This window comes from Aurantivibrio infirmus (assembly GCF_054767315.1).
The window spans coordinates 414746-440678 of sequence record NZ_BAAFSK010000005.1 but is presented as its reverse complement, the minus strand read 5'-3'; the positions used below and the strand labels follow the sequence as shown (position 1 = coordinate 440678).

At 43.3% G+C, this 25933-nt stretch carries 21 protein-coding genes; 8 read left to right on the top strand and 13 right to left on the bottom strand.

Annotated features, from left to right (window positions below):
- Positions 1–29: 29 nt before the first annotated feature.
- From ACYUCY_RS13525 to ACYUCY_RS13495, 7 genes are all read right to left on the bottom strand, one after another.
- Entirely contained in the window at positions 30–1175 is a 1146-nt protein-coding gene (locus ACYUCY_RS13525) for a CapA family protein (RefSeq protein ID WP_460227033.1), read from the bottom strand.
- Positions 1176–1203: 28 nt separating this feature from the next.
- Positions 1204–2190: an ABC transporter ATP-binding protein gene (locus tag ACYUCY_RS13520; RefSeq protein WP_460227032.1), complete on the bottom strand. Its 987-nt coding sequence runs from the start codon at positions 2188–2190 to the stop codon at positions 1204–1206.
- On the bottom strand, positions 2183–3217 hold the full coding sequence (locus ACYUCY_RS13515; protein ID WP_460227031.1) for an ABC transporter ATP-binding protein: 1035 nt from the start codon (positions 3215–3217) through the stop codon (positions 2183–2185). The genes ACYUCY_RS13520 and ACYUCY_RS13515 overlap by 8 nt, the downstream gene beginning before the upstream one ends.
- Before the next feature lie 87 nt (positions 3218–3304).
- Positions 3305–4150, bottom strand: a complete 846-nt coding sequence (locus ACYUCY_RS13510) for an ABC transporter permease (protein ID WP_460227030.1) — start codon at positions 4148–4150, stop codon at positions 3305–3307.
- Positions 4151–4162: 12 nt separating this feature from the next.
- Positions 4163–5089, bottom strand: a complete 927-nt coding sequence (locus ACYUCY_RS13505; RefSeq protein WP_460227029.1) for an ABC transporter permease — start codon at positions 5087–5089, stop codon at positions 4163–4165.
- 79 nt (positions 5090–5168) lie between these two features.
- Positions 5169–6773, bottom strand: a complete 1605-nt coding sequence (locus tag ACYUCY_RS13500; protein ID WP_460227028.1) for an ABC transporter substrate-binding protein — start codon at positions 6771–6773, stop codon at positions 5169–5171.
- A gap of 140 nt (positions 6774–6913) precedes the next feature.
- Entirely contained in the window at positions 6914–9109 is a 2196-nt protein-coding gene (locus ACYUCY_RS13495; protein ID WP_460227027.1) for a TonB-dependent receptor, read from the bottom strand.
- 825 nt (positions 9110–9934) lie between these two features.
- On the opposite strand from ACYUCY_RS13495, the gene ACYUCY_RS13490 reads away from it, so the two are divergent.
- Positions 9935–11053, top strand: coding sequence for a hypothetical protein (locus ACYUCY_RS13490; RefSeq protein WP_460227026.1), 1119 nt, complete (start codon positions 9935–9937; stop codon positions 11051–11053).
- Between the two features lie 9 nt (positions 11054–11062).
- A complete protein-coding gene (locus tag ACYUCY_RS13485) occupies positions 11063–11587 on the top strand; it encodes a hypothetical protein (RefSeq protein ID WP_460227025.1) in 525 nt (174 codons plus the stop codon).
- A gap of 606 nt (positions 11588–12193) precedes the next feature.
- Here the strand turns inward: ACYUCY_RS13485 and ACYUCY_RS13480 are convergent.
- From ACYUCY_RS13480 to ACYUCY_RS13460, 5 genes are all read right to left on the bottom strand, one after another.
- Positions 12194–13312 (bottom strand): hypothetical protein, encoded by a 1119-nt coding sequence (locus ACYUCY_RS13480; RefSeq protein ID WP_460227024.1) that lies wholly within the window; start codon positions 13310–13312, stop codon positions 12194–12196.
- Positions 13313–13450: 138 nt separating this feature from the next.
- Positions 13451–15322, bottom strand: a complete 1872-nt coding sequence (locus tag ACYUCY_RS13475) for an outer membrane protein assembly factor BamB family protein (protein WP_460227023.1) — start codon at positions 15320–15322, stop codon at positions 13451–13453.
- A gap of 193 nt (positions 15323–15515) precedes the next feature.
- Positions 15516–16304, bottom strand: coding sequence for a VOC family protein (locus tag ACYUCY_RS13470; RefSeq protein WP_460227022.1), 789 nt, complete (start codon positions 16302–16304; stop codon positions 15516–15518).
- A gap of 18 nt (positions 16305–16322) precedes the next feature.
- Entirely contained in the window at positions 16323–17099 is a 777-nt protein-coding gene (locus ACYUCY_RS13465; protein ID WP_460227021.1) for an enoyl-CoA hydratase-related protein, read from the bottom strand.
- A gap of 69 nt (positions 17100–17168) precedes the next feature.
- Positions 17169–18482, bottom strand: coding sequence for a 3-hydroxyacyl-CoA dehydrogenase (locus ACYUCY_RS13460; protein WP_460227020.1), 1314 nt, complete (start codon positions 18480–18482; stop codon positions 17169–17171).
- A 347-nt stretch (positions 18483–18829) separates the two neighbouring features.
- On the opposite strand from ACYUCY_RS13460, the gene ACYUCY_RS13455 reads away from it, so the two are divergent.
- From ACYUCY_RS13455 to ACYUCY_RS13430, 6 genes are all read left to right on the top strand, one after another.
- On the top strand, positions 18830–20056 hold the full coding sequence (locus ACYUCY_RS13455; RefSeq protein ID WP_460227085.1) for an acyl-CoA dehydrogenase family protein: 1227 nt from the start codon (positions 18830–18832) through the stop codon (positions 20054–20056).
- Positions 20057–20072: 16 nt separating this feature from the next.
- On the top strand, positions 20073–20852 hold the full coding sequence (locus ACYUCY_RS13450; RefSeq protein WP_460227019.1) for an SDR family NAD(P)-dependent oxidoreductase: 780 nt from the start codon (positions 20073–20075) through the stop codon (positions 20850–20852).
- 64 nt (positions 20853–20916) lie between these two features.
- Positions 20917–21687 (top strand): SDR family oxidoreductase, encoded by a 771-nt coding sequence (locus tag ACYUCY_RS13445; RefSeq protein WP_460227018.1) that lies wholly within the window; start codon positions 20917–20919, stop codon positions 21685–21687.
- A gap of 60 nt (positions 21688–21747) precedes the next feature.
- A complete protein-coding gene (locus ACYUCY_RS13440; protein WP_460227017.1) occupies positions 21748–22947 on the top strand; it encodes an acyl-CoA dehydrogenase family protein in 1200 nt (399 codons plus the stop codon).
- A gap of 73 nt (positions 22948–23020) precedes the next feature.
- Positions 23021–23860: an enoyl-CoA hydratase gene (locus ACYUCY_RS13435; RefSeq protein WP_460227016.1), complete on the top strand. Its 840-nt coding sequence runs from the start codon at positions 23021–23023 to the stop codon at positions 23858–23860.
- 20 nt (positions 23861–23880) lie between these two features.
- Positions 23881–24990, top strand: a complete 1110-nt coding sequence (locus tag ACYUCY_RS13430; RefSeq protein ID WP_460227015.1) for a phosphotransferase family protein — start codon at positions 23881–23883, stop codon at positions 24988–24990.
- Positions 24991–25046: 56 nt separating this feature from the next.
- Here the strand turns inward: ACYUCY_RS13430 and ACYUCY_RS13425 are convergent, their stop codons facing one another.
- Positions 25047–25733 carry a TetR/AcrR family transcriptional regulator gene (locus ACYUCY_RS13425; protein ID WP_460227014.1) on the bottom strand — a complete coding sequence of 229 codons (687 nt, stop codon included), beginning with the start codon at positions 25731–25733 and terminating at the stop codon, positions 25047–25049.
- Positions 25734–25933 lie beyond the last annotated feature (200 nt).

Below are 25933 nucleotides of genomic sequence, written 5' to 3'. Positions count from 1 at the left end.
ACACGACCTTAGTAACTGAACAGTAAAGTCTATTGTTGTTCGGAATTCGGAGATGTAAGAGCAATAACAATTTCGTCTCCTCGCTTAGTAAATTCATAATGCAAATCTTGGTCTTTACTAATCTCATCTATATAGTCTGCAACCTCGTCGAACCGCGTATCTCCCGCAAACAAAATTTCAGGTACTGCTTGCTTATCGATGTATAGGGGCAAATAACTGACTTCGGAGATTTTCTTATTGTTAATTTTCGCTTTAACGATAATTGATTTTCGAGAATCCGGCGGGAAGTTATAACGACTGTCAAAATCGGGGATCCACTCTGGATGTAAACCTTGTATTTCCTTAAAACCCTTACTGTTTGCATGTTCTGGCGTCATTTCTAATTCAGTAGCAAAATTACATAAGCTGTAAAAAATTGGAACGCCTTTATAGACTTCAACACCTTTTAAAATATGCGCATGATGGCCAAGAATTAAATCAACACCGTTGTCAATCGCGACTCGTGCTACCTGTCTCTGATAGTCCGCTATGACGGCAGGAACAAAATGAATGCCCCAATGAATCGACATTACAACAACGTCTGCTTGTTGCTTCGCTTTTTTAATATCTTGAACTAGCGCTTCAAGATCTTCGCGATGCGGGAAGGTATGTATTCGACATGGAGTGCCTGGCTGATCATGTTCAATTTGTTCGTAGTGTGTAAAAGCACGCATTGGTGCGCAACCAGGGCGATCCGCTTCGGCCCAATAACATTGCGGTAAAATTGTTGAATAGGCGATAAACGCAACCTTAGTGCCATCTACTTCTGTGATAACAGGCTCTCGTGCTTCCTTAATATTTGCACCAACGCCAGCAACTTGCATCCCATCTTCTTGCAAAGCGTTAATCGTATCGAAAAATGCTTCTCGCCCCCAATCCATGCAATGATTTCCCGCGAATGAGACGACATTAAAGCCGGTATTCTTTAACGCCGTTGCGACATTTCGTTTAATACGAGTTGTATGTCGAGCTTGTGGCATACGCGTACCGCGTTCGGAAATATTTGCTTCCAATTGACAAAAACTTATATCGGCTTGGTTAATTTCCTGTTGCACATGTACAAACAATTCTTCTGGTTGATCCCGCTCTGGAAGCACATCACCAACCGCTAACAAGGTAATTTCTTTTTCACTCATCCGACTATTCCGCTTAATTTCTTAACAATCACTCATCATATAAAACGCAAGCAACCTGATGGTTCCGCCCCTCGACTTTTTTAAACTCAACGTCAATACTCGAACAACCCGCCTGCGCTTTCGGGCAACGGGTGTGAAAACGGCAACCAGGCGGGGGATTTAAAGGGCTTGGTAACTCATCGGTAACAGATAATTTATTTTCAAATTGTTCTCGATACGCTGGAGAATCTGGCAGATGCGCAGAAATCAGAGCTTGCGTATAAGGATGCTTAGGATTCAAAATAACCTCTTCTGAATCACCAAACTCCACGACCTTGCCTAAATACATCACACATACCTTGTCACTCATAAACCGCACTGTTGCCAGATCATGTGCGATAAATAAAAAACTGATATTCAATTTATCCTGCAAATCTTTGAGGAGATTTAGAATCTGGGCCTGAATTGAAATATCTTGTGAAGCGACAGGTTCATCTAAGATAACCAAACTCGGTTCCGATATGATTGCTCTCGCAATTGCGATTCGTTGGCGCTGGCCGCCACTGAACTCGTGAGGGTATTTTTCTGCATCGCTCGACTTCAAACCTACATCAACTAAAGCTTTTTCTACCTTTATGGAAATTTCCTGCTGAGAAAGTTGCGTCATAATTGCGAGAGGTTCCGCAATAATTCGGCCCGCACGCATACGCGGGTTTAAGGATGCATAAGGATTCTGAAAAACGGGTTGGACCTTGCGACGAAAATCTTTAAGGTCATTGGCGGAAAACGTTTGGGTTTCCTTCCCTAAAAAAATCAGATCACCACAACTGGGTTCGTCGAGCAATAATAATAAGCGACTTAGCGTTGTTTTTCCGCAACCTGACTCACCAACGATTGCCACGGTCTCACGCTTACAAATTTCAATATCAACACCATCAACTGCTTTTAATAATTGATGTTTCCGTTTCCAAACGGGTCCGGAGTTAACGGCAAAAGTCTTGCTCAATCCAGAAGCCTTGAGAATTACTTCACTCATCATGCCCCCTTGGAAACCAGCAGCGAACCCTATGATCGCTCGCCAGTAAAGTCGTTGGCGGCACTGCCTGCCTGCATTTATCTTCAGCTCTTTCACAGCGTTCCGCAAACCGGCAACCTGTTGGCAAATTATTCAAAGCCGGTGGCGAGCCTAGAATTGACGGCAAGCGACTTGGTTTTTCTGACAAGGAAGGCATGCTCTTTAACAAAGCCGCCGTATACCAATGAGCAGGATTTGAAAATATGCTTTCTGCTTTTGCATTTTCTACAATTTGACCGGCATACATTACACAAACGCGATCACACATTTGCGCAACAACACCAAAATCGTGAGTGATCAAAAGAATCGAAATACCGGTTTCTTTTTGAAGCTTTTTTAACAACAAAAGATATTGCGCTTGTACCGTTACATCGAGTGCCGTTGTTGGCTCATCGGCTATTAACAATTTTGGACTACATGCAAGAGCCATAGCACCCACAACCCGCTGTCGCATTCCACCACTCAGTTGATGAGGGTGAGAATCGACTCGCGAATCTGGATCAGGAATATTCACCATTTTTAAAGATTCAATAACTCGTGCTTTTACTTGATCGCTAGTTAGCTTTTCTGTCGCAGAAAATTCGTGACAACGAATCGCTTCTTCGATTTGATTGCCGACACTATAAACAGGATTGAGCGCGGTGAGATCTTGTAACACCATGGTGATATCGCGGCCCCGTAACTCCCTCAATTCTTTTTTTGACATCGTCATGATATCCCGACCAGACAAATGTATTTCACCGGTGGAATAAGAGTTTCGAGGTGAGTTTAATCGCATCAACGACAAACCGACGGTAGATTTTCCAGAACCCGATTCACCTACCAAGCCTACCGTCTCACCTTCGTTGATCGTAAAGCTAACGTCGTCTACGACTTTAATCATCGAGCGATTCGCAGGATTGGGTCCCTTTTTGGTGGCGATATTGATCGCTTTGGTATCACCAAAGTAAGTATTTAATTGCTTCACTTCTAACAAGGGTAGGATCATTGTTTACGAGTTCTTAATATTTTTACTTTCTGTTCTTACTTTGTGTTCTTACTTTGTGTTCTTAAAAAATTTCTACAACAATTAAGGTCAAGGATTAATCTGCCGACGAAGTTTTGGGTTTAACAATTCGGCAAAAGTATCGCCTAATACATTCACCGCTAACACCGTGACTAAAATTGCCATACCGGGAACCATCGACAACCAAGTAGCTGAAATCATATAAGAGCGCCCTTCAGCAATCATGGACCCCCAAGACGGTAACGGCGGCGGGATACCGACACCGAGAAAACTTAAAGAAGCCTCCAAAATTATGACGGTGCCCACCTGTAAAGTTGCCAACACAATTAATGCACCCGCAATGTTTGGCACGATATGCACTCGCATCAAATAAAAATTGGAGGCCCCCGCGGTGCGAGCTAAGTCGACAAACTCACTGGTTTTAGTTTTTAAAGTCTCTCCTCTTGCCATGCGAGCGTATTGCGACCACAAAACCAAACTTATAATAATGATGACATTGGTGAAACTCGGTCCGTAAACAACACCGAATAAGAGTGCCAAAAGAATTATCGGAAAAGACAATGCAAGATCGACTAAACGCATAATCACCGTATCTATCCAACCACCGTAAAAACCGGCAATCACTCCGAGACTTGAACCAATAATCCCAGCAACAAAAATTGCCAAGGCACACACAGTCAATGAAACACGCGCGCCGTATAAAAGGCGAGTCAGTACATCTCGCCCTAGCCGATCGGTACCGAGTAAATAGGCGCTCGTGCCCTCTTCACTCCATGCTGGCGGCATCAAGCGATCAATCAATACACCTTCGGTGGGGCTATAAGGCGCAATGACTGGCGCGAGTACGGCGAGTAAAATTAGTAAGCCGCAGAACAAACCAAGTGCAACGATAACGATTTTATTGAACGAACCCATAAAATTTACACTTTACTTTTCACTAAAACGAATTCTTGGATCAAGCCAGGCATAGCCGATATCAACTATTAGATTAACAATGACAAACAACGCGGTAATACATAAAACCACTGTTTGCATCAACGGAAAATCTCTATTAAGTATCGCCTCAAATGCGAGCCTACCAATACCCGGCCAAGAAAATACCGTCTCTACAACAACGGCGCCGGTAATCATGGTTGCAAAAAAAGATCCCATAAAAGACAAAACTGGAATCAAACTATTGCGCAGCGCGTGCTTATAAACGACTTTAAACTCCGACAAGCCTTTTATTCGAGCGAGTTTTACGTACTCGCTTCCCAATGCGTCAATCATGCTGACTCGAACCAGACGAGTAACTGCTGCGATAGTAAAAAACGCCATCGTGATTGCCGGCAAAATTAAGTGTTTGTAAGAGCCATAACCCGAGGTCGGCAATAACGAAAACCGCACACTTAACAAATACATCAAGATTATTCCCAACCAAAAAACAGGAATCGACTGACCCAACAAGGCAACAACTCTTGCAATAACATCTATTGAACTTTGATAATTGACTGCGGCCAGAACACCCAATGGGATACCAACTAAGAAACTAATAAGGAGTGCTGTCCCTGCTAGCTGCAAAGATGCTGGCATTCGTTCCATCACTACTTCTAGTGCCGGACGTTGTTCTCCTACGAGAGATTCGCCTAAATCACCACGTAAAGCATTACTTAAAAATGTTCCGTACTGCTGCCAAATGGGTTTGTCTAATCCTAACTCTTGAACCACCCGTGCTCGATCTTCGTCAGAGGCATAGTCGCTCAAAATCAACGCAACAGGATCCCCGGTTAAACGCCCGAGTGCGAACACCACCATACTCATTAACAGTAAGGTTACTAACATTTCAACAAAACGTCTGAAAATATAATTAGACATTAAAACTTAGCTTCCAAAAATAATTTCTTCTTGCATCTAGCGAAAAAATATTCATTCTACTTGTTCTAATTCGGCTCATTTACTTCAACTCAATTAAATCCATATTAGTTACATGCTGCGACAGTGATGGCCATGCCTTAATTCGGCTGCTTGCACCATAAGGTTCGTTACTAAAAAGCAAGAAAACCCCGGTCGCCTCTTCGCGGATAATTTCACCCATTTGCCTTATCAAGATATCCCGCCGTTCTGAATCCAACTCATTTTCGATTTTCGCCAAAAGAGCCTCAGTTTCCTTCGTCGCAAAGGTTGAAAACACACTGTCCGAACTATAACTGGCCTGTAAACCGACAAGCGGATTTGGAAAAGCGATACCTCGGTGAGTCCAGACAAAGGTATTGGCCTTGCCGTTCACTTGCGCACTTCTAAGTGATATCCAATCTATCGGAACAATATTTACCGATATGCCAATTTTCTGCCAAAACATCGCAACAATTTCCGCAATAATTGGCAACTCAGCCCCAGGAGTTGTCGTGAACGTTTTTAGCGTTACGCGAAAGCCATCGGGAAACCCAGCTTCTTTCAACAATTCCTTTGCCCGCTCCGGATCGTAAGGGTAAGGTTCGATATCAAAAAACGCATTTGCAGGAAAATCTGTACCCGCAACTCTGCCTTGATCATAAAAAATTGCCTGCAATATCGCTTCTTTATCGACAGCATAATTTAACGCTTGCCGAACGCGTTTATCTTGCCATGGGACGTTCGCGTTAAAATATTTTTCATTGGTTGTCACGAGCCCTCCTAGACGAACAATAGGAGACCAAGAATTTTTTAATGAAATAATTCCAATGTTTTGTTTTTGTAAGTTTTTGAGTGAATCAAAATTTACCGGTGCCAGATCAATCTCTCCAGCCACCAACATAGCAACCCTTGTTGATTCTTCTGGAACAGAAAAAAAGTGAATTTTTTCGAATTCGCTATTTGAACGCCAATGGTTTTTCGAGTTTGCTTGAGAACCAGGTGCTGAAGAAAACTTATTCGTTTTCTCTACGATGATCGAATAACCACCTCTAAGTTCGCGTAAACGAAACTGCCCTGTGCCAATAGGATTTTTCGCAGCGTGATCCTCACCCTTTTCTTCTAAATATTTTTTACTTACCATCATTGCTTGCATCGCGTTTGATAAATAGGCATAGACGAAGGCAATATCGGCACGATTTAACGTAATGACTAAAGTATAAGGATCGGTAGTTTCAATTTTTTCTATTATCGCTCGCAGCGAAGACGAGGGGCCCGATTTTGCGTTAGGATCGATTAGACGTTCAAGTGAATACTTTGCATCTGCCGCAGTGAACTCTCCCCAACCTTCCTGAAACTGAACACCCCGGCGGATTTTTAAGGTCCACTGTTTGCCGTCGTCCGACATCGACCACGATTCGGCCAAACCTGGCTCTAATTCGTGAGTTTCAGGATTCAGGTAAGTTAAATATTCGTAAATCGTATCAAGATAAAATTTACGCCCACCACCACCCTGCCAAGGCAAAAAGGTTTCTTCATGCAAGGATGACATCGCGACGAATAATTCAGTTTCCGGCAAATCATTTGCCCACGCAGCAAAGGACTTGCCAAAACTTAAACTTATCGCGAAACATAGAATTAAAACTGTTTTCTTGACGTTAGAGTTCATCAATCAATTTCTGCTGCAATGGAATTCAGTAAAAAAATAACTTCGATAAAACTAAAACAAGCATAGCACTCGTTGTACTCGATTGATAAAAAAAAAGAGCGGGCAGAACCCGCTCAAAACACTAGGGAAACTAATAAATCTTAAAAATCATACTTCGCCCGGATACCATATTGTCGCGGCGCCCCATAAATCTCACCGCCATCGGCACTGGAAGATGGCTGAATTTGCGAAGCAACATATTCTTCGTCAAATAGATTGGTTGCGAACACTTCAATCAACAGGCTTGAATTCGGTTCAATACTAACCTTAAGATCCGATATTGTTCGCTCTTCAATTGTAGTCGTTGGTTCCTTGAATGGCGTCGCAATCTGCTCTTCAATAAATGAAACCTGAAACCTTGGCGTAACGTAAGTATTTCCAATCTGGTATTCATATTGAAGCCCAAAGTTCAGACTAAATTTCGGAGTGAAAGGAAGATCACTACCAGCGCTAACAAGTTCGTTCCTTGCTGGAAGGCCAAGAACACCAACACAAAATGGGTCGTTCGAAGTCGGCAAAGCGTTAGTATTATTCAAACAAATGTCATCGCTAAACTCACTTTCTATATAACTAAAACCGGCGTTAAAGCTGAACTGGTCGTAAACGCCCTCCATTTCGATTTCAAGCCCGTTAATTTCAGCACTCGCGGCATTTTGAGTTACAGGTAACGCTGGGCCAAATAACGCTAATCGACTCGCAAATTGAATGTCTTTATATTCCGACCAAAAAAGATTTGCGTTAAAGCGTAGCCGTCCATCATCGGCTGTAGTTTTAACTCCAGCTTCAAGAACAACATTCTGCTCTGGTTCAAAAAAACCCTGACGAGGATCCAAATTTACTCCACCCGCTTTATAGCCTTTAGAAAGCGTCGAATACAACATTGTATCGCCAGAAACATAATAACTTAGGCCAATTCGACCTGTAGTTTCATTAGAGTCTTGCGTGGTGTCACATGGAAAACATTGAGCCGGTTGTGCGAATGGTGGCCCAGGTAGAGAAAAGCGAGTGTACACTTGTTCATCATCGGAATAACGTACACCGACTGTTAGGTTAAGAGCATCCGTTAAACTTGCATCTAACTGACCGAATAACGAAACCGAAGTGTTTTCAGCAACTGCTTCAATCGTTGAGCCAGGAGACGGTGAAACAAAGTCAGCCGTGTTTGCATTGTCTCGCTCAAGAATTACCGGTACGTCATCTTTCATAAAGAAAGCGCCGAGTACCCATTGCAAATTATTGTCGCCGATAGACAATAAATTTATTTCTGCAATCGTTGTTTCGAAATCTGTTCTCGCTTTTGCAATTCTACCAGCACCGCTCGCAAGCTCTGTAGATGAACGATCACCATCGGTTTGATCTTCAGTGTAACCGTCTTGATCAGAGAGCGATGCCCTGACTTGCAAATAATCAGAAAGATCCCAGCGCCCTTCTAAAGAAAAGCGATAACCTTTTTGATCAAGATAGGATTTCCCATCATAACTAATCTCAAAGGGATCCGGATTAGTATCTTGCCTATCTTTAACCGCAATATTACCGCTCTGATAATCAAAATATTCTAATCGAACATTGTAGCTCTGGCCGTCCGAAGGCTGTAAAGCCCAATTGGTTCGTAAAGAAATAAGTTCACTGCTTCCCGGATCCATGCCAGATGCAGGACCTAAATTATCGACGAAGCCATCTCTATTTTCATAAACACCTGCAATCCTCAAGGCGGAATTACCACCCGTTGGGGCATTGTAAGCACCGACTGTTCGATACCAACCGTCAGTACCGACCGTTTGATCGATGTAGCCTGAATGCCCATCAGGATCCGGAGCGGGTGAGCGAACATAAAGCGCACCACCCGTAGAGTTCTGACCCGTTAACGTTCCTTGCGGGCCACGTAAAACTTCCACTGAACCTAAATCAAAAAATGATTGCCCAATAAATTGTTCATGTGGAAAAAACACACCATCTAAATAATAAGCAACACCAGGATTTGAGGTTGGTGCAGATTGCGCAATACCGACTCCACGAATATTTATAAAAGTCGACCGGTTGTAGGTGTTTATTGCGATGCTCGGGGCAACTTGTTGAATTTCATCAACATTGTCGATGCCTTTTTTAAACAAGGCGTCCGCAGAAAGAACTGTAGCTGAAATCGGCGTATCCTGAAGATTGCTTTCGCGTCGTTCAGAAGTGATAACAATCTCTTCTAGTTGATTTCCTGATTGTGCAAACACTGACGCAGGAACCAGCCCGCTGATCATCGAGACAGTCGCGGCCGAAATAGCCAGATGTAAAATATTTTTCTTCATTATTAAGCTCTCCTCAAAAAATCCTAGGTGCAGGGCCAACTAATAGAAAAGTGATCCAACTCAAATTTGAAGATGGACGTTACTAGAAGACGTGACCATACCTGCGTTTAATAATTATCGTTATTGTTCACTACCAGTAAACCAAAGCCGCAAAACAATCGTTCTTAGACTATCAAGCAATTATTTTTTGGCAGGGCTACCTGAGCTATCTAATACTTGGCTGAGCCAGGTAGGCACTCAGTCGGCGCTGAAATTATTTTCTTTTATTTTTCAGCGTGTTAAGCATTAATGGCGCCAAATATTAGTTTGTTATACAAACTAATATTTGGCGATTCTATGCCATTCAGGTGACATTGCCAACTGTTAATTCAACAAACTATTGTAAAGAATCTAGAACTCGCGAACGGCAGATTCACGGTTTGCTCATCAACTAGCGAATTAGGATAAATATGCCTGCGCGCGGTTATTTTTAAAGCTGCTGGATAGGATGGGTATACAGCTAACTGAGGCACAATTGGTAGCTAACAGAGGAGAAACCGATGAGCAGGATTCTTACCCGTGTCGTTATTCGACTCAGTTGGCACACCATTCAGAGATACCAGGCTGTTTCAAATGTCCGTCTATCCCTAGATTGGTCGACCTCATCCCCAAAATTCTGCGCTTAAACATACATTGCCTTACACTTCCGGGGGTCAAAATTTTATAAGTACAATATACGATCAGATTCCAAGTAAAAGATACAAACTTTAATTCACTTCAGAAACCTCACCCAATCAAAATAAAAAGCTCCAATTAGAAAACCTAAAATGGATACGGGAATTAACAATGCAAAGCACAAAAAAATATATTTATGTCACTTTATTACTAACAATATTTCTGGGTGGCTGTGCTGGCACTTATAAACCAATCACGCAGTACGAGCTGCAAGAATATAAAACCGCAACTGTCATCTCAAATCTCCCTCAGCAAGAAATTAGAATGCAAATCATACCGTCCAATTCGGGCGGCGCTGCTGGTGCGCAATTTGGACTATTAGGCGCGCTGATTGGAGCTGCCGTGGATGCGGGCGTCAACAATAGCAAAGCGAATAAAGCGGAAGAATCTATTGAAAAATTTCGAGTAGCATTAAGAGATGACGATATTTCGGCTATGATCAACACAGAGTTGCAAAGCCAACTCATAGATCTTTCTTGGGTAAGCGTTAATGAATTCCAGCAAACAAGTGTTGTCGGTAGTGAATTTTCAGACCTGCCAAAAGAGAATACATATAACTCAGACGTAATGATTTTGGTCAGTACTGATTACGCAGTTACACCTAGCTTCGAAACTATAGAACTAACTGCTGACTTTTGGATTTATGAAGTCGATGATGAAGGCAAGGTTACAACGCAAGCTTCTAAGTCTGCGGGCAGACGCCCCAAAGCAAAACCTTTTTATTCTAATCAGGTTGTATATCAAGCTGATATTTTTCCCACCGCGAACTCTAAAAGAAAACTCACGGAACAAGAAAAACAAATCGAGATTGAGAAAATTAATGCCATTTACAACCCACAACTAGAAGCGGAGCCGAATCGTAGAATTAGAGACAAAATCAACAAACAACGAAGCGATGAAATCAGAAAAACTAATAAATTGCGAGTCCCTGTTGACGCATCTAACCTGAATGGCGCGCTTTGGCTAGAAAACAACGCTGAACTGACTAGACAAGCACTAGTAATCGGCTCGAAAGAAATCGCGAAGTTAATTGCGATGGACATTAGAGGTGACGGCAGCGACCTTGAAAGCTTAGAGCTAACCAAGTCGAAAGGATTAAAAATGCATCTCATTGCTAAAGACGAGGAAAATGGTCGTGTAATTTACAGAATACGTGAAGGGCTTTACCCGGGAAAACTTATTTCGAAAACGATAAAAGATGACTATTTAGTAAAGTTAGGCCGACTGTAATCAAACAGCATGTTTTTTAAAAATTTGATATCAGTTCCGTTTTTATTGATTGCAGCTTGTAGCTCAAAACCGGTAAAACTAGAGCTTGATAAAACTTATTCAAAACGACTGGATACGGAGTTTATCTCCTCAATATCTTGCCCGATAAGTTTAGTTGTTATAGATGAGCGAAAAAATAAAAAAACGTATGCAAAAATAATTGACTCTGAAACTTTAATGAATTGGGTAGAACTCGCTTTTCAAGAGTCGATTGAAAGGCCACAGTTAAGCGACGACACCCAATCGCGCTTAATCGATGTAGAGATCAGAGTTCGCCAAGCTTACGTTCATCACCTCAGCACATCCCACTCCGCTATCCTGGCGATTGATTTAAACATCGACAGAAGCCAATATTATATTCGCGGCCAAGACACTGACGTACTATGGTGGGGTGCAACTAGCGAGTACACTACCAATATGAACGGGGCTTTAGACAAAGTCATGTTCGATATTTCGGAAATTATCAGTTTAAGATGTCAGGATAAACCTATCTAACTAAATTGATTTAAAATAAAATTCAGCTCAATTGACTTTCTATTCTATTTGTATTTAAATCCTCGACGTCACTCACTCCTCTCAGAGGAAGAACCTGCCAATGAACAATCACCTTATCTAAATCTCATTCGCAATTTACAGCTTTTGTAATTGCATGCTGATTTAACATCTATTTATTCCACACACTAGTTAGCTACGCCTGAGCTTTCTGGCTTAGACCTATTGCCATGCCCAGAAATAAATTCTGCGCATCTTCACGTCTTTGTCAGCGTACGGTTTTAATTATCAAACCTCCGTTCTCAAGGAGAAAGACTGATGTTTTTCCACTTCACGTAATTACCACTTAACGACTCTATTCATAGGCAGTCACTTCACTGCCAATAAAACCCAAAACTTAATATGCCATATTTCTGCGGTAGGGTACCCTTATGAAAACAAAAGACAAACGAAAACTAAAGAAAGAACAAAAGACTCCTTCAAAATTAACCTTGAAAGAAAAACGAAAGATTAGAAGGGAAAAGAAAAACACTTAGGAGGTGATGCTGCGAAAAATTAGATTTCTATTTTTTCGCAGTCAAAATAGATCACAAAGATTATATCGTAATATTAATTGTTACTGGCATTAGCCAAAACAAATCGACTGCCAATCGATTTAGATACAATTCTACCTTGAAATGGCTGATCATAGAATCTAAGTATTTCGCGTTTGGCCGCCTCATCTCGTTCAATAAGTTGAACCTTATAACCATCACGTACGATTATTGGGTGCTCAGATAAATTAGCAAGTTTTCCATTTAAGTCCATTTCAATCATTTTAGCGATTTCCTCGCTACCTTCTCGTAACGCTTCTCGCGCTAAAACTCCATCATTTTCAAACCATCTACTGCCTTCGATATTCGGGTCTTCAACCGGAACTTTTACATTATTAATCATTCTTATACGTGCCGCTTTCTCGCCGAGCAACGCTTCACGCTTGCGGCGATTCTTAACCTCGGCAAGTTGTGGCTGGTAAATCTCATCAATTATTGTTCTAGCCTCTTGCCTCTCTTCAGTAGAAAGCCGGCGCATTGTATTCGTCGAATGAACTTTAGCTTGGTAAATAACTCGATTTGAATAAAACGGTTGATCGTTAAAAACAAGCTGAATCCCAGCATCACTATCAGCACCAGACTCTTCCTTTAACTCGTTTGAAAATACAGAATAATGCGCAACCACCTCAATGGTTTCAAAATTTTTTGTGAAAGAATAGCCTGACTCGATTACGATAAGTACGTCGCCAGTATAATTACTTGCGGCAAGCGTTTCACGAAACTCCCTCGATGGTAAATTTCGCGTACTGAAACCAATTTCCGACACCCATGATAAATTCCTAACACGAAATTCTAAGGCACTATTTATCACCGTGGCGATATTTTCATCTTTTAAGACAGAACGAAACTTGTTTACATCCTGTTCTGCTTGATGTTTATTTAATTTATATCTTCCGTAATCAAGAAGCATTCCGAGCATCGCGCCCCCCCAACCAAAATAGGCGCCCGCGTTAACTAAATTTATTTCTCCACCTTCAATTTGTAATTCGATCTCTTCTTGGGCTATATTCGATACTACCGTTGCACTTTCAAATTCCGCGAGGGGGTAGTTACTTATTGGTTGATAGGTACTTGAGCATCCGCCAAGTATCATCGAAATAAAAACAAACGATACTAACTTATCTATTGAATTCAAGCTCCCTCCTCACCCAGTCGAAATGAGCCACATTTATGTTTTATTACACTAGCGCTCTAACTCAGACAACTTAAACAAAATTGAAAATACAAAATCTATTCGTATTGCAAATTAAAATTCCGACGCAAAGCCAAAAAATCAATTTTTGCGTCGAAAAGCTAAGAGTACATTTCCTGGCGTTTCGTTAAAAAGCCCATAACCAGAACTCACCAATAACAAACCATTTTTAGCAACGATGGTCGCGTTATCATTACTACCACCGCGCCCTTCTACGCCATTGACCGTTTCGAAGTCTTGAGCCGTATCGAATTCAAATAGAACTTCACCGGTTTGGGTGTCAAAAATACGAAATAAAGCGTCGTTACTGCCAGATATCACTGCGCCATCGACGACTGTGGGCGCCCCACTGAAACCCATTCTTCGTTCGCAGCCGCGAACGCGCTCCGCCCTGCCTCCATCACAACTTGCTTCTGCCGCATAGGTCCAAACGCGCTCACCCGTCATTACATCAACGGCATGTATTCCTGGCTTTTCAGTCCCCCCCGGTGGCGGCGTTCTTGTCGGGTAAGCAGCGTTGATCGGTGCATAAACGCGCTTACCATCATAGGCAATACCCCAATGAATTCCGCCACTTGCCGAGCCTAAACCAAACTGTTGCTGCCATACTACTTCGCCATTTTTGTCAGGATCTAAAGCCCAAAGAGTTCCAGATTTCTGTCCGCCTAAAACCACATCGGTACCATCCGGGCGAGTTGCCAGTATCATCGATGCACCGAAATCAACATCGCGATACACGGTGTTCTCTTCGCTTTCACAGTTTAATCCGCCGCGCCGGCAACCTGCCAAATAAATATCGTTCGCAGTCGCCTGAAAACTCCAACGAATCGAACCGTCTTTTAAATCGATGGCAAGAATTGCATCGGTATTCTTATGTGCAGGTGCGGAAGTTGCCTCCCCCGTACCGACATATAAAACACCGCGCTTTTCATCAATGACGGGAGAATTCCAAATCGGCGCGCCAGAAGGCCCCCACAACATTTGTCCATCACCACGATCACGAACAGGCTTCGCCTCTTCCATTGTGTGTGCTTCCCATAAAATTTTACCCGACGTTGCGTCAAGTGCGACAACCATGCCATGGGTTTTGCAACAAAGATAAGTAGGAATGGCACCGTGCATAATTTCATTCTGCGAAACCGGTACATAAATAACGCCTTTATGAATTGCCGGCGTTCCTGTACCCAAAGATAATTCATAGGCACCAAGTTGTTTTTTCCACAATAATTCACCAGTGCTCGCGTCAACGACATGAACGGCACCACCGTAATCATTGGTAGCAATAATTTTTCGACCATCTACTTGCTCACCAAAAGCAGCGCCACTACGTAAAATTGTTTCGCTTTGGTAAACCCATTGCAAGCAGGGTTCATTTTCAATATTAATCGCATAAATCTTTGCGTTTTCAGCGACAGGTAAAAATAATGTGCTTCCCATTACGGCCGGTTGCGAACGCATACCTGTCACGCCTGGAAAAGCAAAAGTCCAAGCCAGCTCCAGGTTTTCAAAATCCTTGCGATTTAATCCGGCTTGTTGTTCTGTCAAATAGCGCGTGTTTTTGATATCGAAACCAAAACCGCGAACGGTAGGCTCTACAAATGCAATCTTCCGTTGCTCATCAGAACACATTGCACCAGCAATCCACTCGTCACCTTGGGTTGCAGACGTGAGGTAGCCCACCAAATTATTTTTCTCGTCTAAACTTAATAGATCACCCTGGGCTTTCATTTTTCCACTGGTTAGTGCCGCTGTGACTACACCTGATGTCATTTGTAACAAAGTTTCAAATGCTGGGGCTTTCATTTCTTCTGGCTTATCGTGGCAAACTGCGCAATTTTTTTGGTAAACCGCTTTGCCAGGATGCTCCATATCCTGCGCGCTAGCATTAAAGGCAACTAACATAGATGTAAAGAGTGGAAGAAAAACTTGTGACGATAACTTAATAACTTTCATGATCTCTTCTACCTTCCCGGCACTGATTTTTATGAGAATCGCTATAGTAAGGGATTTGTTGCGTTTTGTAGTATCTGAAAAAACGACTTAGCACTACATTACATTTTATGGCGCTGCCGAATAAGTTACTGCGCACGAAATATTAAGTCGCAGATGAGAAAGCCCTACGATTTATTGTTTTGCATTATTCTTATTAGTCGACCAAATTGAAACGTGTTCCGCAAATCATTAGCTGGTTCTCTTTGATCATCACGCCACGAGCCTCCGCTTGCTTTAGTAAGCGTTGTTTGTCTACGACTTGTAGGTCCAAAGCACCTAAACCGGCACCACGACCATCATTTGCTTTTACAAAACGTAACTCTACATTGGCAAGAGGCACTATCGGTATTTCATTTTTATACTCAACGTGAAGGCCAGCAACGGCTGCCCAATGAAGAGCGAGCTTATCAGGATCATCACTTTGTAACTCGATAGCAGAAATTTTATTAACAACCTCCGTTGACACTTTACCCTGCCAGCCTAAACCGCCAGCGGGATGCCAGCTCCCCTGCATATCGGCTTCTTTATCCCAGTCGACTTCAAAAAAAGCTGCGCCCATGTCGGCGGGATGCAACTGCATAATATTCCAGGTTTCACGATCGGATTCGTAAGCAACCCGAACATTATTATCAAGTGCGCGAGCGCGAATCGCTCTTTGTTCTTGCAAGGTTGGTACCTGGCATATCACCATGTAACCGCCATCACCAGCTCGCCGTTTTAGAAACCGTCCCGCCGCCGTACTCTCAAGTGGGGAATTATTTTCTAATGGTGCGACCACTTCGATAAACTGGCTACCGATGAGCAACAAGGTATTTCCCAAACCAAATTTATTAACCGCGGGATCAACATAGCAATTCGGGATTGAAAAAATCGCACTGAGCTCGTCGATAGCCGGTGCGAGCTTTTCAGCTACTAAACAAATTTGCCGTAAGTAAATCGCCATTTAACTTGAAACCTTTAATTAGCGATTTTTCCATTCGGGTTTCCGTTTTTCAACGAAGGCGTTAACACCTTCTTTAAAATCTTCCGTGTTGCGTAGTTCGGACATCACTTCACGACTGTAGAGCAAACTCTCTTTGAGTCGGTCAAGTTCGTCCATATTGTTTAATATTCTTTTCGTCGCTTTAATGGAAGACGGCGATACCGAACTCAGTTCGCGAGCTTTTTCCATCGCGGTTTCCATTAACTTTTCTTTTGGCACTACTTGATTAACGAAACCTAAGCGTTGCCCTTCTTCCGCACTCACGTGGCGACCAGACAACATCATTTCAACCGCCGGTTTACGCCCAATTTGACGACTCAAGCGTTGCACGCCACTCGCTGCAGCAAACAAACCTACTTTAACTTCAGGTAATGCAAAGGTTGCTGTATCTGCGGAAAGAATAATGTCGCAAGACAGCGCCGTCTCAAAACCACCACCCATCGCAAACCCATTTACGGCTGCGATAATGGGTTTTTCCAAATCAAAACGCGAAGACAAACCCGCAAAACCTGTCGGGGGTGCTGTTCCCTTACCGCCCTGTGCGGTATATTTCAAATCATTACCGGCGGTAAACGCTTTTTCTCCTGCACCCGTTAAAACCGCCACCCACAAGTCCGAATCAGCAGCAAAATCATCCCAAACTTTTGACATTTCGTTATGCATAGGAGCATGCATAGCGTTGTAAACTTCAGGACGATTCATGGTAACAATTAAAATATTGCCATCGCGTTCTGTTTTAACAAATTCGTAAGTCATTACACGCTCCCGTATTAACGTTCTAATTAAAGTTTTAATTCTAATTTAATCGAAAAATGAATTTTTTCTTTATCGATCTTTAGCTGTTTTTAAACCGCCTAAGTCAAGCTCAAGAAACGACCCACCTTCCGCGGCTAATTTCTTAAGTGTTTCTGCAGGAGAAAACTTATCATCCTCGGCAGCGAGCTTTTCCATTCGCGCCAAAATTGTAGCGGCGCCCACCGTGTCAGCGTAGAACATCGGGCCACCTTTATCGGCTGGCCAGCCATAACCATTTAACCAGACGATATCAATATCCGATGGTCGCTGCGCTTTGTTTTCTTCGAGAATTTTCAAGCCTTCATTGATCATAGGAAAAATACAAGTCTCAATAATTTCTTGTTGATCAATGCTTGAAGATTCCGCGCCGGTAATATCACGAATCACTTTTGCGACGATATCGGAGGGAATCGGTTTACGGTTTTCATCATAATCGTAAAAACCCGCTTTGGTTTTTTGTCCACGGCGGTCCATTTCACACAAAGTATCGCGAATGGGGTTTTCCGTTTTTGCACCTTTTGACCAGCCAATATCTAGTCCAGCTAAATCTGCCATTTGATACGGACCCATTTTAAAACCAAAGTGATTTATTGCGGCATCAACATCCCAAGGCATCACACCTTTATACAAAAGTTTATTCGCTTGAGCTTGACGCGCACGTAAGATTCTATTGCCGATAAAACCTGGCGTTACCCCGGCCAACACAGCAATCTTGTTAATTTTTTTCGCGAGATCCATCGACGTTGCGACAATGTCATCTGCAGTGTGATCAGCGCGTACAACTTCAAGTAGTTTCATAACGTTCGCGGGCGAGAAAAAATGTAAGCCAATGACATCTTCCGGTCGTTTAGTTGCCGAAGCAATTTCGTCAATATCAAGAGCTGAACTATTGGTCGCTAAGATCGCGCCTGATTTTACGATCTGATCTAACTCGCCAAAAATCTGTTTCTTTAAATCCATATTTTCGAAAACGGCTTCGATCACTAAATCACAATCAGCAAGATCACTTTTGTTTAAGGTACCTGTTATTCGGTTCATGCGAATATCAACCTCTTCCGGCGCGAAACGACCGCGATCCGCACTGCGTTGATAATTAGCGCGAACCACACTCAAACCTCTATCCAAAGCTTCTTGTTGAGTTTCAACGATCGTGACCTCGTAGCCGGCAGTCGCAAAATTCATCGAAATACCGCCACCCATAGTGCCGGCACCGATGATGCCTACTTTTTTAATAGGTCGGAGTGCCGTATCAGCCGGTAAACCGGGGACTTCCCAGGCTTTATTACTGGCTTGGCCTACATAGGCGGCTACATCATTGGCGGTAGGTTGGCTTTGTTCAGTCACTATTGGATCTCCGTTGGTTTGTCTGATTAGCTTAGATATCTACAATTTGCTGCAAGAACTTGTGCCTAAAATAGGGGTATTTCCGCCCCTGACGTTTGTCAGGAACACTACGGCGGATGCCAAGTTACTGTCAAGCAGGAAAGGACGAAATTATGCTGTCCAATCGATTGACCGAATGTCCTCAAGTCCTCTAGTATTGCGTTCCTGACATTTGTCAGTCGATTATAAATAGGACAACGGCACAACTATCAAACACATTAATTCTACATACATGCTTTTAATTTTTTACCCAGGAGATCAGAAACTTGAATCATCTAACACCGAATAACGACCTGAATAATTTGTCGATGTCCGAAAAGGCTCGCCCACTGCTAAATGCCGTCATTAAGCACATCGAAGACAATGTTAAGCCTATCGAGGAAGAATTTTACCGGCTTGCAGAAGGTCTAGAGGATCGTTTCAGTTACCATCCAAAACAATTGGAATTACTTGAAGGCGCAAAAGCCAAAGCAAAAGCAGCAGGTTTGTGGAATTTCTTTTTGCCAAACGCCGAAACCGGCGAAGGTTTGTCGAACTTAGATTACGCTTACATCGCATTTGAATTAGGGAAACACCCTCTTGCCTCGCAGACTTTAAACTGCTCTGCACCAGACACCGGCAATATGGAAGTATTGGAAAGAATTGGTACACCCGAGCAAAAAGAAAAATGGCTGAAACCATTGTTGGCGGGTGAAATTCGCTCTTGCTTCGGTATGACCGAGCCTCATGTCGCTTCTTCCGATGCGCGTAACATTGAAACTCAAGCCGTACTTGAAGGCGGCGACTGGGTTATCAATGGCGAAAAATATTACATCTCTGGGGCCGGTGATCCGCGCTGCAAAGTTATGATCTTAATGGTCAAAACTAGCCCTGGTGCTGAAGCGTTCCGTCAGCAATCGCAAATCTTAGTTCCTCTTGATGCGCCCGGCCTGACAATTGTTGGCCCGATGAAAGTATTCGGCCATGACCATGCGCCTCACGGACACATGCATATCAAACTCGAAAACGTTCGCGTTCCTCAAGAAAATATTCTTTGGGGCGAAGGCAAAGGTTTTGAGATTTCACAAATTCGCTTGGGCCCTGGTCGTATTCACCACTGCATGCGCTCTATTGGAAGTGCAGAAAAAGCCTTGGACCTAGCCATTGAACGCGGCTTAACCCGTACTGCTTTTGGCCAAAAAATTCTCGACCTTGGCAAAAATATGGAAACCATTTCGCGCTCACGCATTGAAATTGAAGCCTGTCGTTTAATGGTTTTGAAAGCTGCTAAAGCGATGGATTTGATGGGTAACAAAGAAGCGCGCATTTGGGTTTCTATGGCGAAAGCGATGGTGCCGGAAAAAGTGTGCGACATTATCGACGACGCGATTCAAATTCATGGCGCAACGGGTTTAAGCCAATGGTCCGACCTCAGTGAAATGTATATGCAACAACGTACTTTACGTTTTGCCGACGGCCCCGATGAAGTGCATCACAACGTGATTGCCCGCGCAGAAGTAAAAGCCTTCAAAGCCACCAAAGCTCCTAAAGACTAAACCGGACGCCAACACCATGGTTGAAACAAAACTATTTGATCTCACCGGAAAGGTTGCGCTCTTAACGGGCGCATCAAAAGGCATGGGACGGGCGATGGCGGAAAGCCTCGCCAGTCACGGCGCTAAAGTAGTCATCTCTTCACGTACACAAGAAACACTAGATCAAGTTGCCGCAGAAATTAATAAAAGCTGTGGCGAAGAACGTGCTTTCGGCGTCGCAGCAAATGCTGGGCGCAAAGAAGAATTGCAACATTTGGTCGACAAAACTCACGAACTTGCTGGGCCAGTCGATATTCTTGTTGGCAACGCGGGAATAAATATTTTTTTCGGTAACATCACAGAAATCCCAGATGATGCTTACGAGAAAATTATGAAAACTAATGTGCAAGCAAATTTGTGGTTAGCCAAAATGGTTGCACCAGACATGATCGCAGCCGGGTCCGGTTCGATGATGTTTACATCAAGCATCGGTGCATTCAAACCCTCCGATAAACTCGGCGTCTACGGCATGTCGAAACTTGCCCTGATTGGCTTAATAAGAAATCTTGCCTTGGAATACGGCCCTAGTGGTATTCGCGCCAATGCAATTTGCCCTGGTTTGATTCGTACCGATTTTTCAAAAGCCTTGTGGGACAATCCCGAAGCGCTCGCGCGAGCTAACTCGCAAATTCCTTTACGTCGCTTAGGCGAAGCAGAAGATTTTTCTGGTCTCGCTGTCTTTCTCGCGTCTGATGCAAGTCGATACATTACTGGCCAAGCACACACAGTTTGCGGCGGAACGGATATGTGGAATTAAGCACTTCGCTTTATTCGACGGTTGCGTTTTGGATTTTTTTTGATTTAACAATAGAAAGAAAATAATGGATATTCAAGACAAAATTGTTGTTATTACCGGTGCTGCCAGCGGAATCGGTCGCGCCATGGCATTCCGTTTTGCGAAAGCCGGTGCAAAAAAAATTGTTTGTGTGGATTTAAATTCTCAGGGTGTAGAAGCAACAGCAAAAGAAGTTAAGGGTGTGGCGTATACCATTAACGTCGCTAACGATGAAGCAGTCAAAAATCTAATTGACGATATAGAAACAAATATCGGCCCAATAGATTTGTTTTGTTCAAACGCGGGGATATCTGTTCGCGGCGGCGCAGAAGTCAAGAATGACGATTGGTACAAAATATGGGATGTGAATGTGATGTCCCATATTTTTGTTGCACGCTATTTAATTCCTAAAATGATCGCCCGTGGCGGCGGTTATTTATTAAATACCGCGTCGGCTGCGGGATTACTTTCGCAGATCGGCTCGGCGCCCTATGCAGTCAGCAAACATGCTGCGGTTGCTTTTTCCGAATGGCTAGCCCTCACCCACGGTGACGATGGCATTAAAGTTTCAGTACTTTGCCCACAAGCAGTGCGCACAGAAATGACCAAAGGCTTAGAAGATGCCGTTGCTAGCATCGACGGCATGATGGAACCAGAGCCTGTTGCGGAAGCGTGTTTACAAGCTATCGAAGCCGAAACATTTTTAGTTCTCCCCCACCCCGAAGTTTTAGATTATATGCGTCGCAAAACTGATAATTATGATCGCTGGATTGGCGGCATGCGGAAATTAAATCGCGCTTACAATCCCAAAGATTAAAACAACAAACCAAGTAAATTTATTAGCAACACCTGTTATCACCTTACTAGGGTATACGCTATGAATATTGATTTCTCACCCGAAGAACTTGCGTTTCAAGATGAAGTTCGTCAATTTCTAGAAAACAATTATCCAAAACATATTCGAGAAAAATTAGAGAAAGGTATTCACCTAGAAAAAAATGACTGGGTTGAATGGCAAAAAATACTAGCAAAGAAAGGCTGGGCCGGAATTAATTGGCCAGTTGAACACGGTGGCACCGGCTGGACGTCAACCCAAAAATATATTTGGTCTAACGAATGCGCGAAAGCCCATGTCCTTGAACCCATGGCCTTCGGCTTAAAAATGGTCGCGCCCGTCATTTACACCTTCGGCAATGACGAACAAAAACAACGTTTTCTTCCCGATATTCTGGCTAGCAATGTGTGGTGGTGTCAGGGTTACTCGGAGCCGAATGCCGGTTCCGATTTGGCGTCACTGCGCACTACTGCAACCAGCGACGGTGACGACTACATTGTTAACGGCACCAAAACATGGACGACGCTAGGTCATTTTGCTGATTGGATTTTTTGTTTGGTGCGCACTGGCGATAGCAATACGAAAAATCAAGAATCCATTAGTTTTCTGCTCATCGATATGAAAACGCCAGGGATTACGGTTTCACCTATTATTACCCTAGAAGGTCATCGGGAAGTTAACGAGGTTCATTTCGATAACGTACGCGTACCAAAAGAAAATTTAATCGGCCAGGAAGGTCGCGGTTGGACCTATGCAAAATTATTATTGACTCACGAGCGAACCGGCATCGCGATGGTCGCCCGTTCCAAGGTTCGCCTTGACGAATTAAAAGAAAAAGCCAGCCAAAATACCAATGGCGCACCTGCCCTAATGGACGACCCTGCTTTCAAACAAAAAGTGACTGAGCTAGAGATCGATTTACTTGCTTTAGAATATACAGAATTACGAACGCTTTCTTCTGTCGCAACCGGCAATGCACCAGGACCGGAATCCTCCATATTAAAAATTAAAGGTTCTGAAATCGGCCAGATGATTGACGAGCTGAATGTTGAACTCGCTGGTTATTATTGCCTGCCTTTTGTAAAAGAACAATTTACGGAAAATTTTGATGGCGAATGGATCGGTCCTGACTCTGCGTGTAACGCTGCACCTCACTACTACAATTTCCGAAAACTTTCCATTTTTGGTGGCAGCAACGAAATCCAAAAAAATATTATTTGTAAAGCCGTGCTTCGTCTATAACTGAGTAAGATATTTTCGTTTGTGTAGAATCTCATTAACTTTCTAGAAAATAATGCGGGAAAAATAAGAATAAATGAGCAGTTACCAGCAAATACTATTTGAAAACAAAGACCGCATCACTACCATCACGTTAAATCGCCCAGACCGTTTAAACGCCTGGACGGCAACGATGGCAGAAGAAGTACGAGATGCCGTTTTCCGTGCGACCCAGGATAAGGAATCACGCTGTATTGTCATCACCGGCGCTGGCCGAGGATTTTGTGCCGGAGCCGACATGGGTGGCTTGCAAGATACTGCTGACGCAGGAACAAACGAAATTGTTTCTGCCGATACAACTGAATTAACATTTGCTAAGGAACTCGGCCCTCACGTAAATGATATGTTTAGTGGTCGTTTTGCGTATTTATATAACTGTCCTCTTCCTATCATTGCCGCAATCAACGGCCCCTGCGCGGGGATCGGTCTAATTTTCGCCCTGTATGCAGACTTACGTTTTGCTGCTGAGAACGCAAAATTCACCACCGCTTTTTCTGCTCGTGGCCTAGTCGCCGAACACGGAATCGCTTGGTTACTGCCGCGCTTGATAGGCGAAGCCAATGCCCTCGATTTATTGTTTACCGCGCGAAAATTTACCGGCGTGGAAGCTGCGGAACTTGGGTTGGTTAACAAAGCGCTCACAAGTGAAGAATTACCAAAACATGTCAACTCATTAGCTAGCACTTTAGCTAATGACGTGTCACCGCGTTCAATCGCCATTATGAAGCGTCAAGTGCGCGCAAGCTACGCACAAAGTTTTAATGAATCTTTGACCATTGCCGACGCGGAAATGAATAAAAGTTTTTCTACTTTTGATTTCAAGGAAGGCGTACAAAGTTTTGTTGAGAAACGTGCACCAAATTTTAAAAATTTATAAGAAAATATGAGTCAAGATTTATGAGTAAAACTTCCATTGACACCCCCTTAGACGCAGGCCCGGTCATCGTCGAACCCTTACCCATACACAAAATTGATAACAATGCATTGTCAGCTTGGTTAAAAAATGCCGCGCCGGAAGTCGCGGAAGGTTTAACAGTTCGCCAATTTCAAGGCGGCATGTCTAACCCAACTTATTTTTTAAGTAGCGCCTCAGGCAAGAACTATGTGTTACGAAAAAAACCACCGGGAAAATTATTACCCAAAGCCCACGCGGTGGATCGCGAACACCGAGTAATGCACGCCTTAGCGGATACACCCGTTCCCGTACCCAAAATGATTGCCTATTGCGACGACGCAAAGGTTATCGGCGCAGAGTTTTTTATCATGGAATATATTCATGGTCGCATCGTTCCCTCTCCGGCAATGGGCCCGCTTGATAGAAAAGATAGGCCCGCGATGGCCTATTCGCTTATTGACACGATTGCCGACTTACATAACGTTGATTGGCGAGCTGTAGGGTTAGAGGGTTTTGGCCGACCTGAAGGTTATCTTGATCGACAAGTAAAACGTTGGGCAGGACAATATGAAGAATCAAAATCGGCATTACCAGCGGATTTTGATTACAGCGATATGGATGCATTACGCGACTGGTTACTTGAACGCGCCGAAGATTCGGATGAGAGTTCCATCGTGCATGGCGATTTTCGTTTAGGTAATACCATCATTCACCCCACAGAACCGAAAGTCATTGCCGTACTCGATTGGGAGCTTGCGACCATTGGCCACCCTCTCGCCGACTTAGCCTACTTATCTCTGCACTATCACATTCCTTTAGGCATGCCCGGTGCGGAAAGTAAAAGTAACGAAACCGATTTAATTGCTGCAGGCTTACCAAGGGAAGAGGCTTTGTTAGAACGTTATTGCGAACGCACTGGCCGCGACGGAATTCCTGAGTGGCCAATCTTTCTCGCCTTCGCCTGTTTTCGCTTTGCGGCAATTGTACAAGGTGTTGCTGCACGTGCCGCACAAGGTAACGTTAGCAGCGCTAGCGCAGATCCAGAACGGGATGGTGCACGAGCAAGAAAGGTAGCTGAAGTAGGATATGAAATCGCAAAGAAAATGGATTAAGGATTTTTAGAATTTTATGAAACCATTAATTGTAGAGTTAAATATTTCCTGATTAATCAAACCGGTTTCGTTGCCACTAGCTGATCGATCATCGCGGCAACACCAGCGGCTACTGTATCCAAAATTAATTCGTCATCAATATCTTTCATGAGCCAATCACGCATGGGCGCAAAAGATGCGAGATAAATAATAAGTTGAGCAAGAATTTCTAATTTCGGATCATCGGCCGGTAAGTTAGTGACATTTTTTAATTGTGTCGCAAAATCTTTTGCAATATTACGTTCTCTTGTGCGCATAGCAGCGCGATCTTCTTCTTGCAAATAAGGTACTGTGCGATAAGCCAGCAGCGTCCCTTTACGCTTTATACTCCACGTATCACGAAAGTAATAAGTTAAGTTTTCTTGCAGAGAGAGTTCGCTTTGATTTTCTAAACGCTGAGCCAAAGTAGGTACATCGGGACGAAACCACATTTTATTTAACAAACGCCGTAAAATATCATTCTTATTAGCGATGTAATCGTAAATACTGGCTTGGTTTACACCAGACTTTGCACAAATATCTCGAATGGTTGTGGAAGCAAAACCTTTTTCCAAAAACAATTCTAAAGCAGCATCACAAATCTGATCGCGACGGCGTTCCGCGAGACTGGTATTTTGCACACCGTCAACCACGGCCTCAGCCAACTCATTGGTTGTTAGAGTTTTAGCTTTTTGGTTTGTATTTTTGTTATTTTGGGCTTTCAAACACAGCCTCCACAATGATCATCTAATCAACAACAACTATATATAGATCCTTTACAGCGATAGCTTTAGGTCCAGGGCGAGATATGTACTCTAGCCTTGACCACAAGTCGGGACTATCTTAACCTGACAAACGTCAGTCTGGCAAAATAAGAATATTTAAGTCCCGCTCGACGTTCTAATAGTGCTCATCAAAATAGACC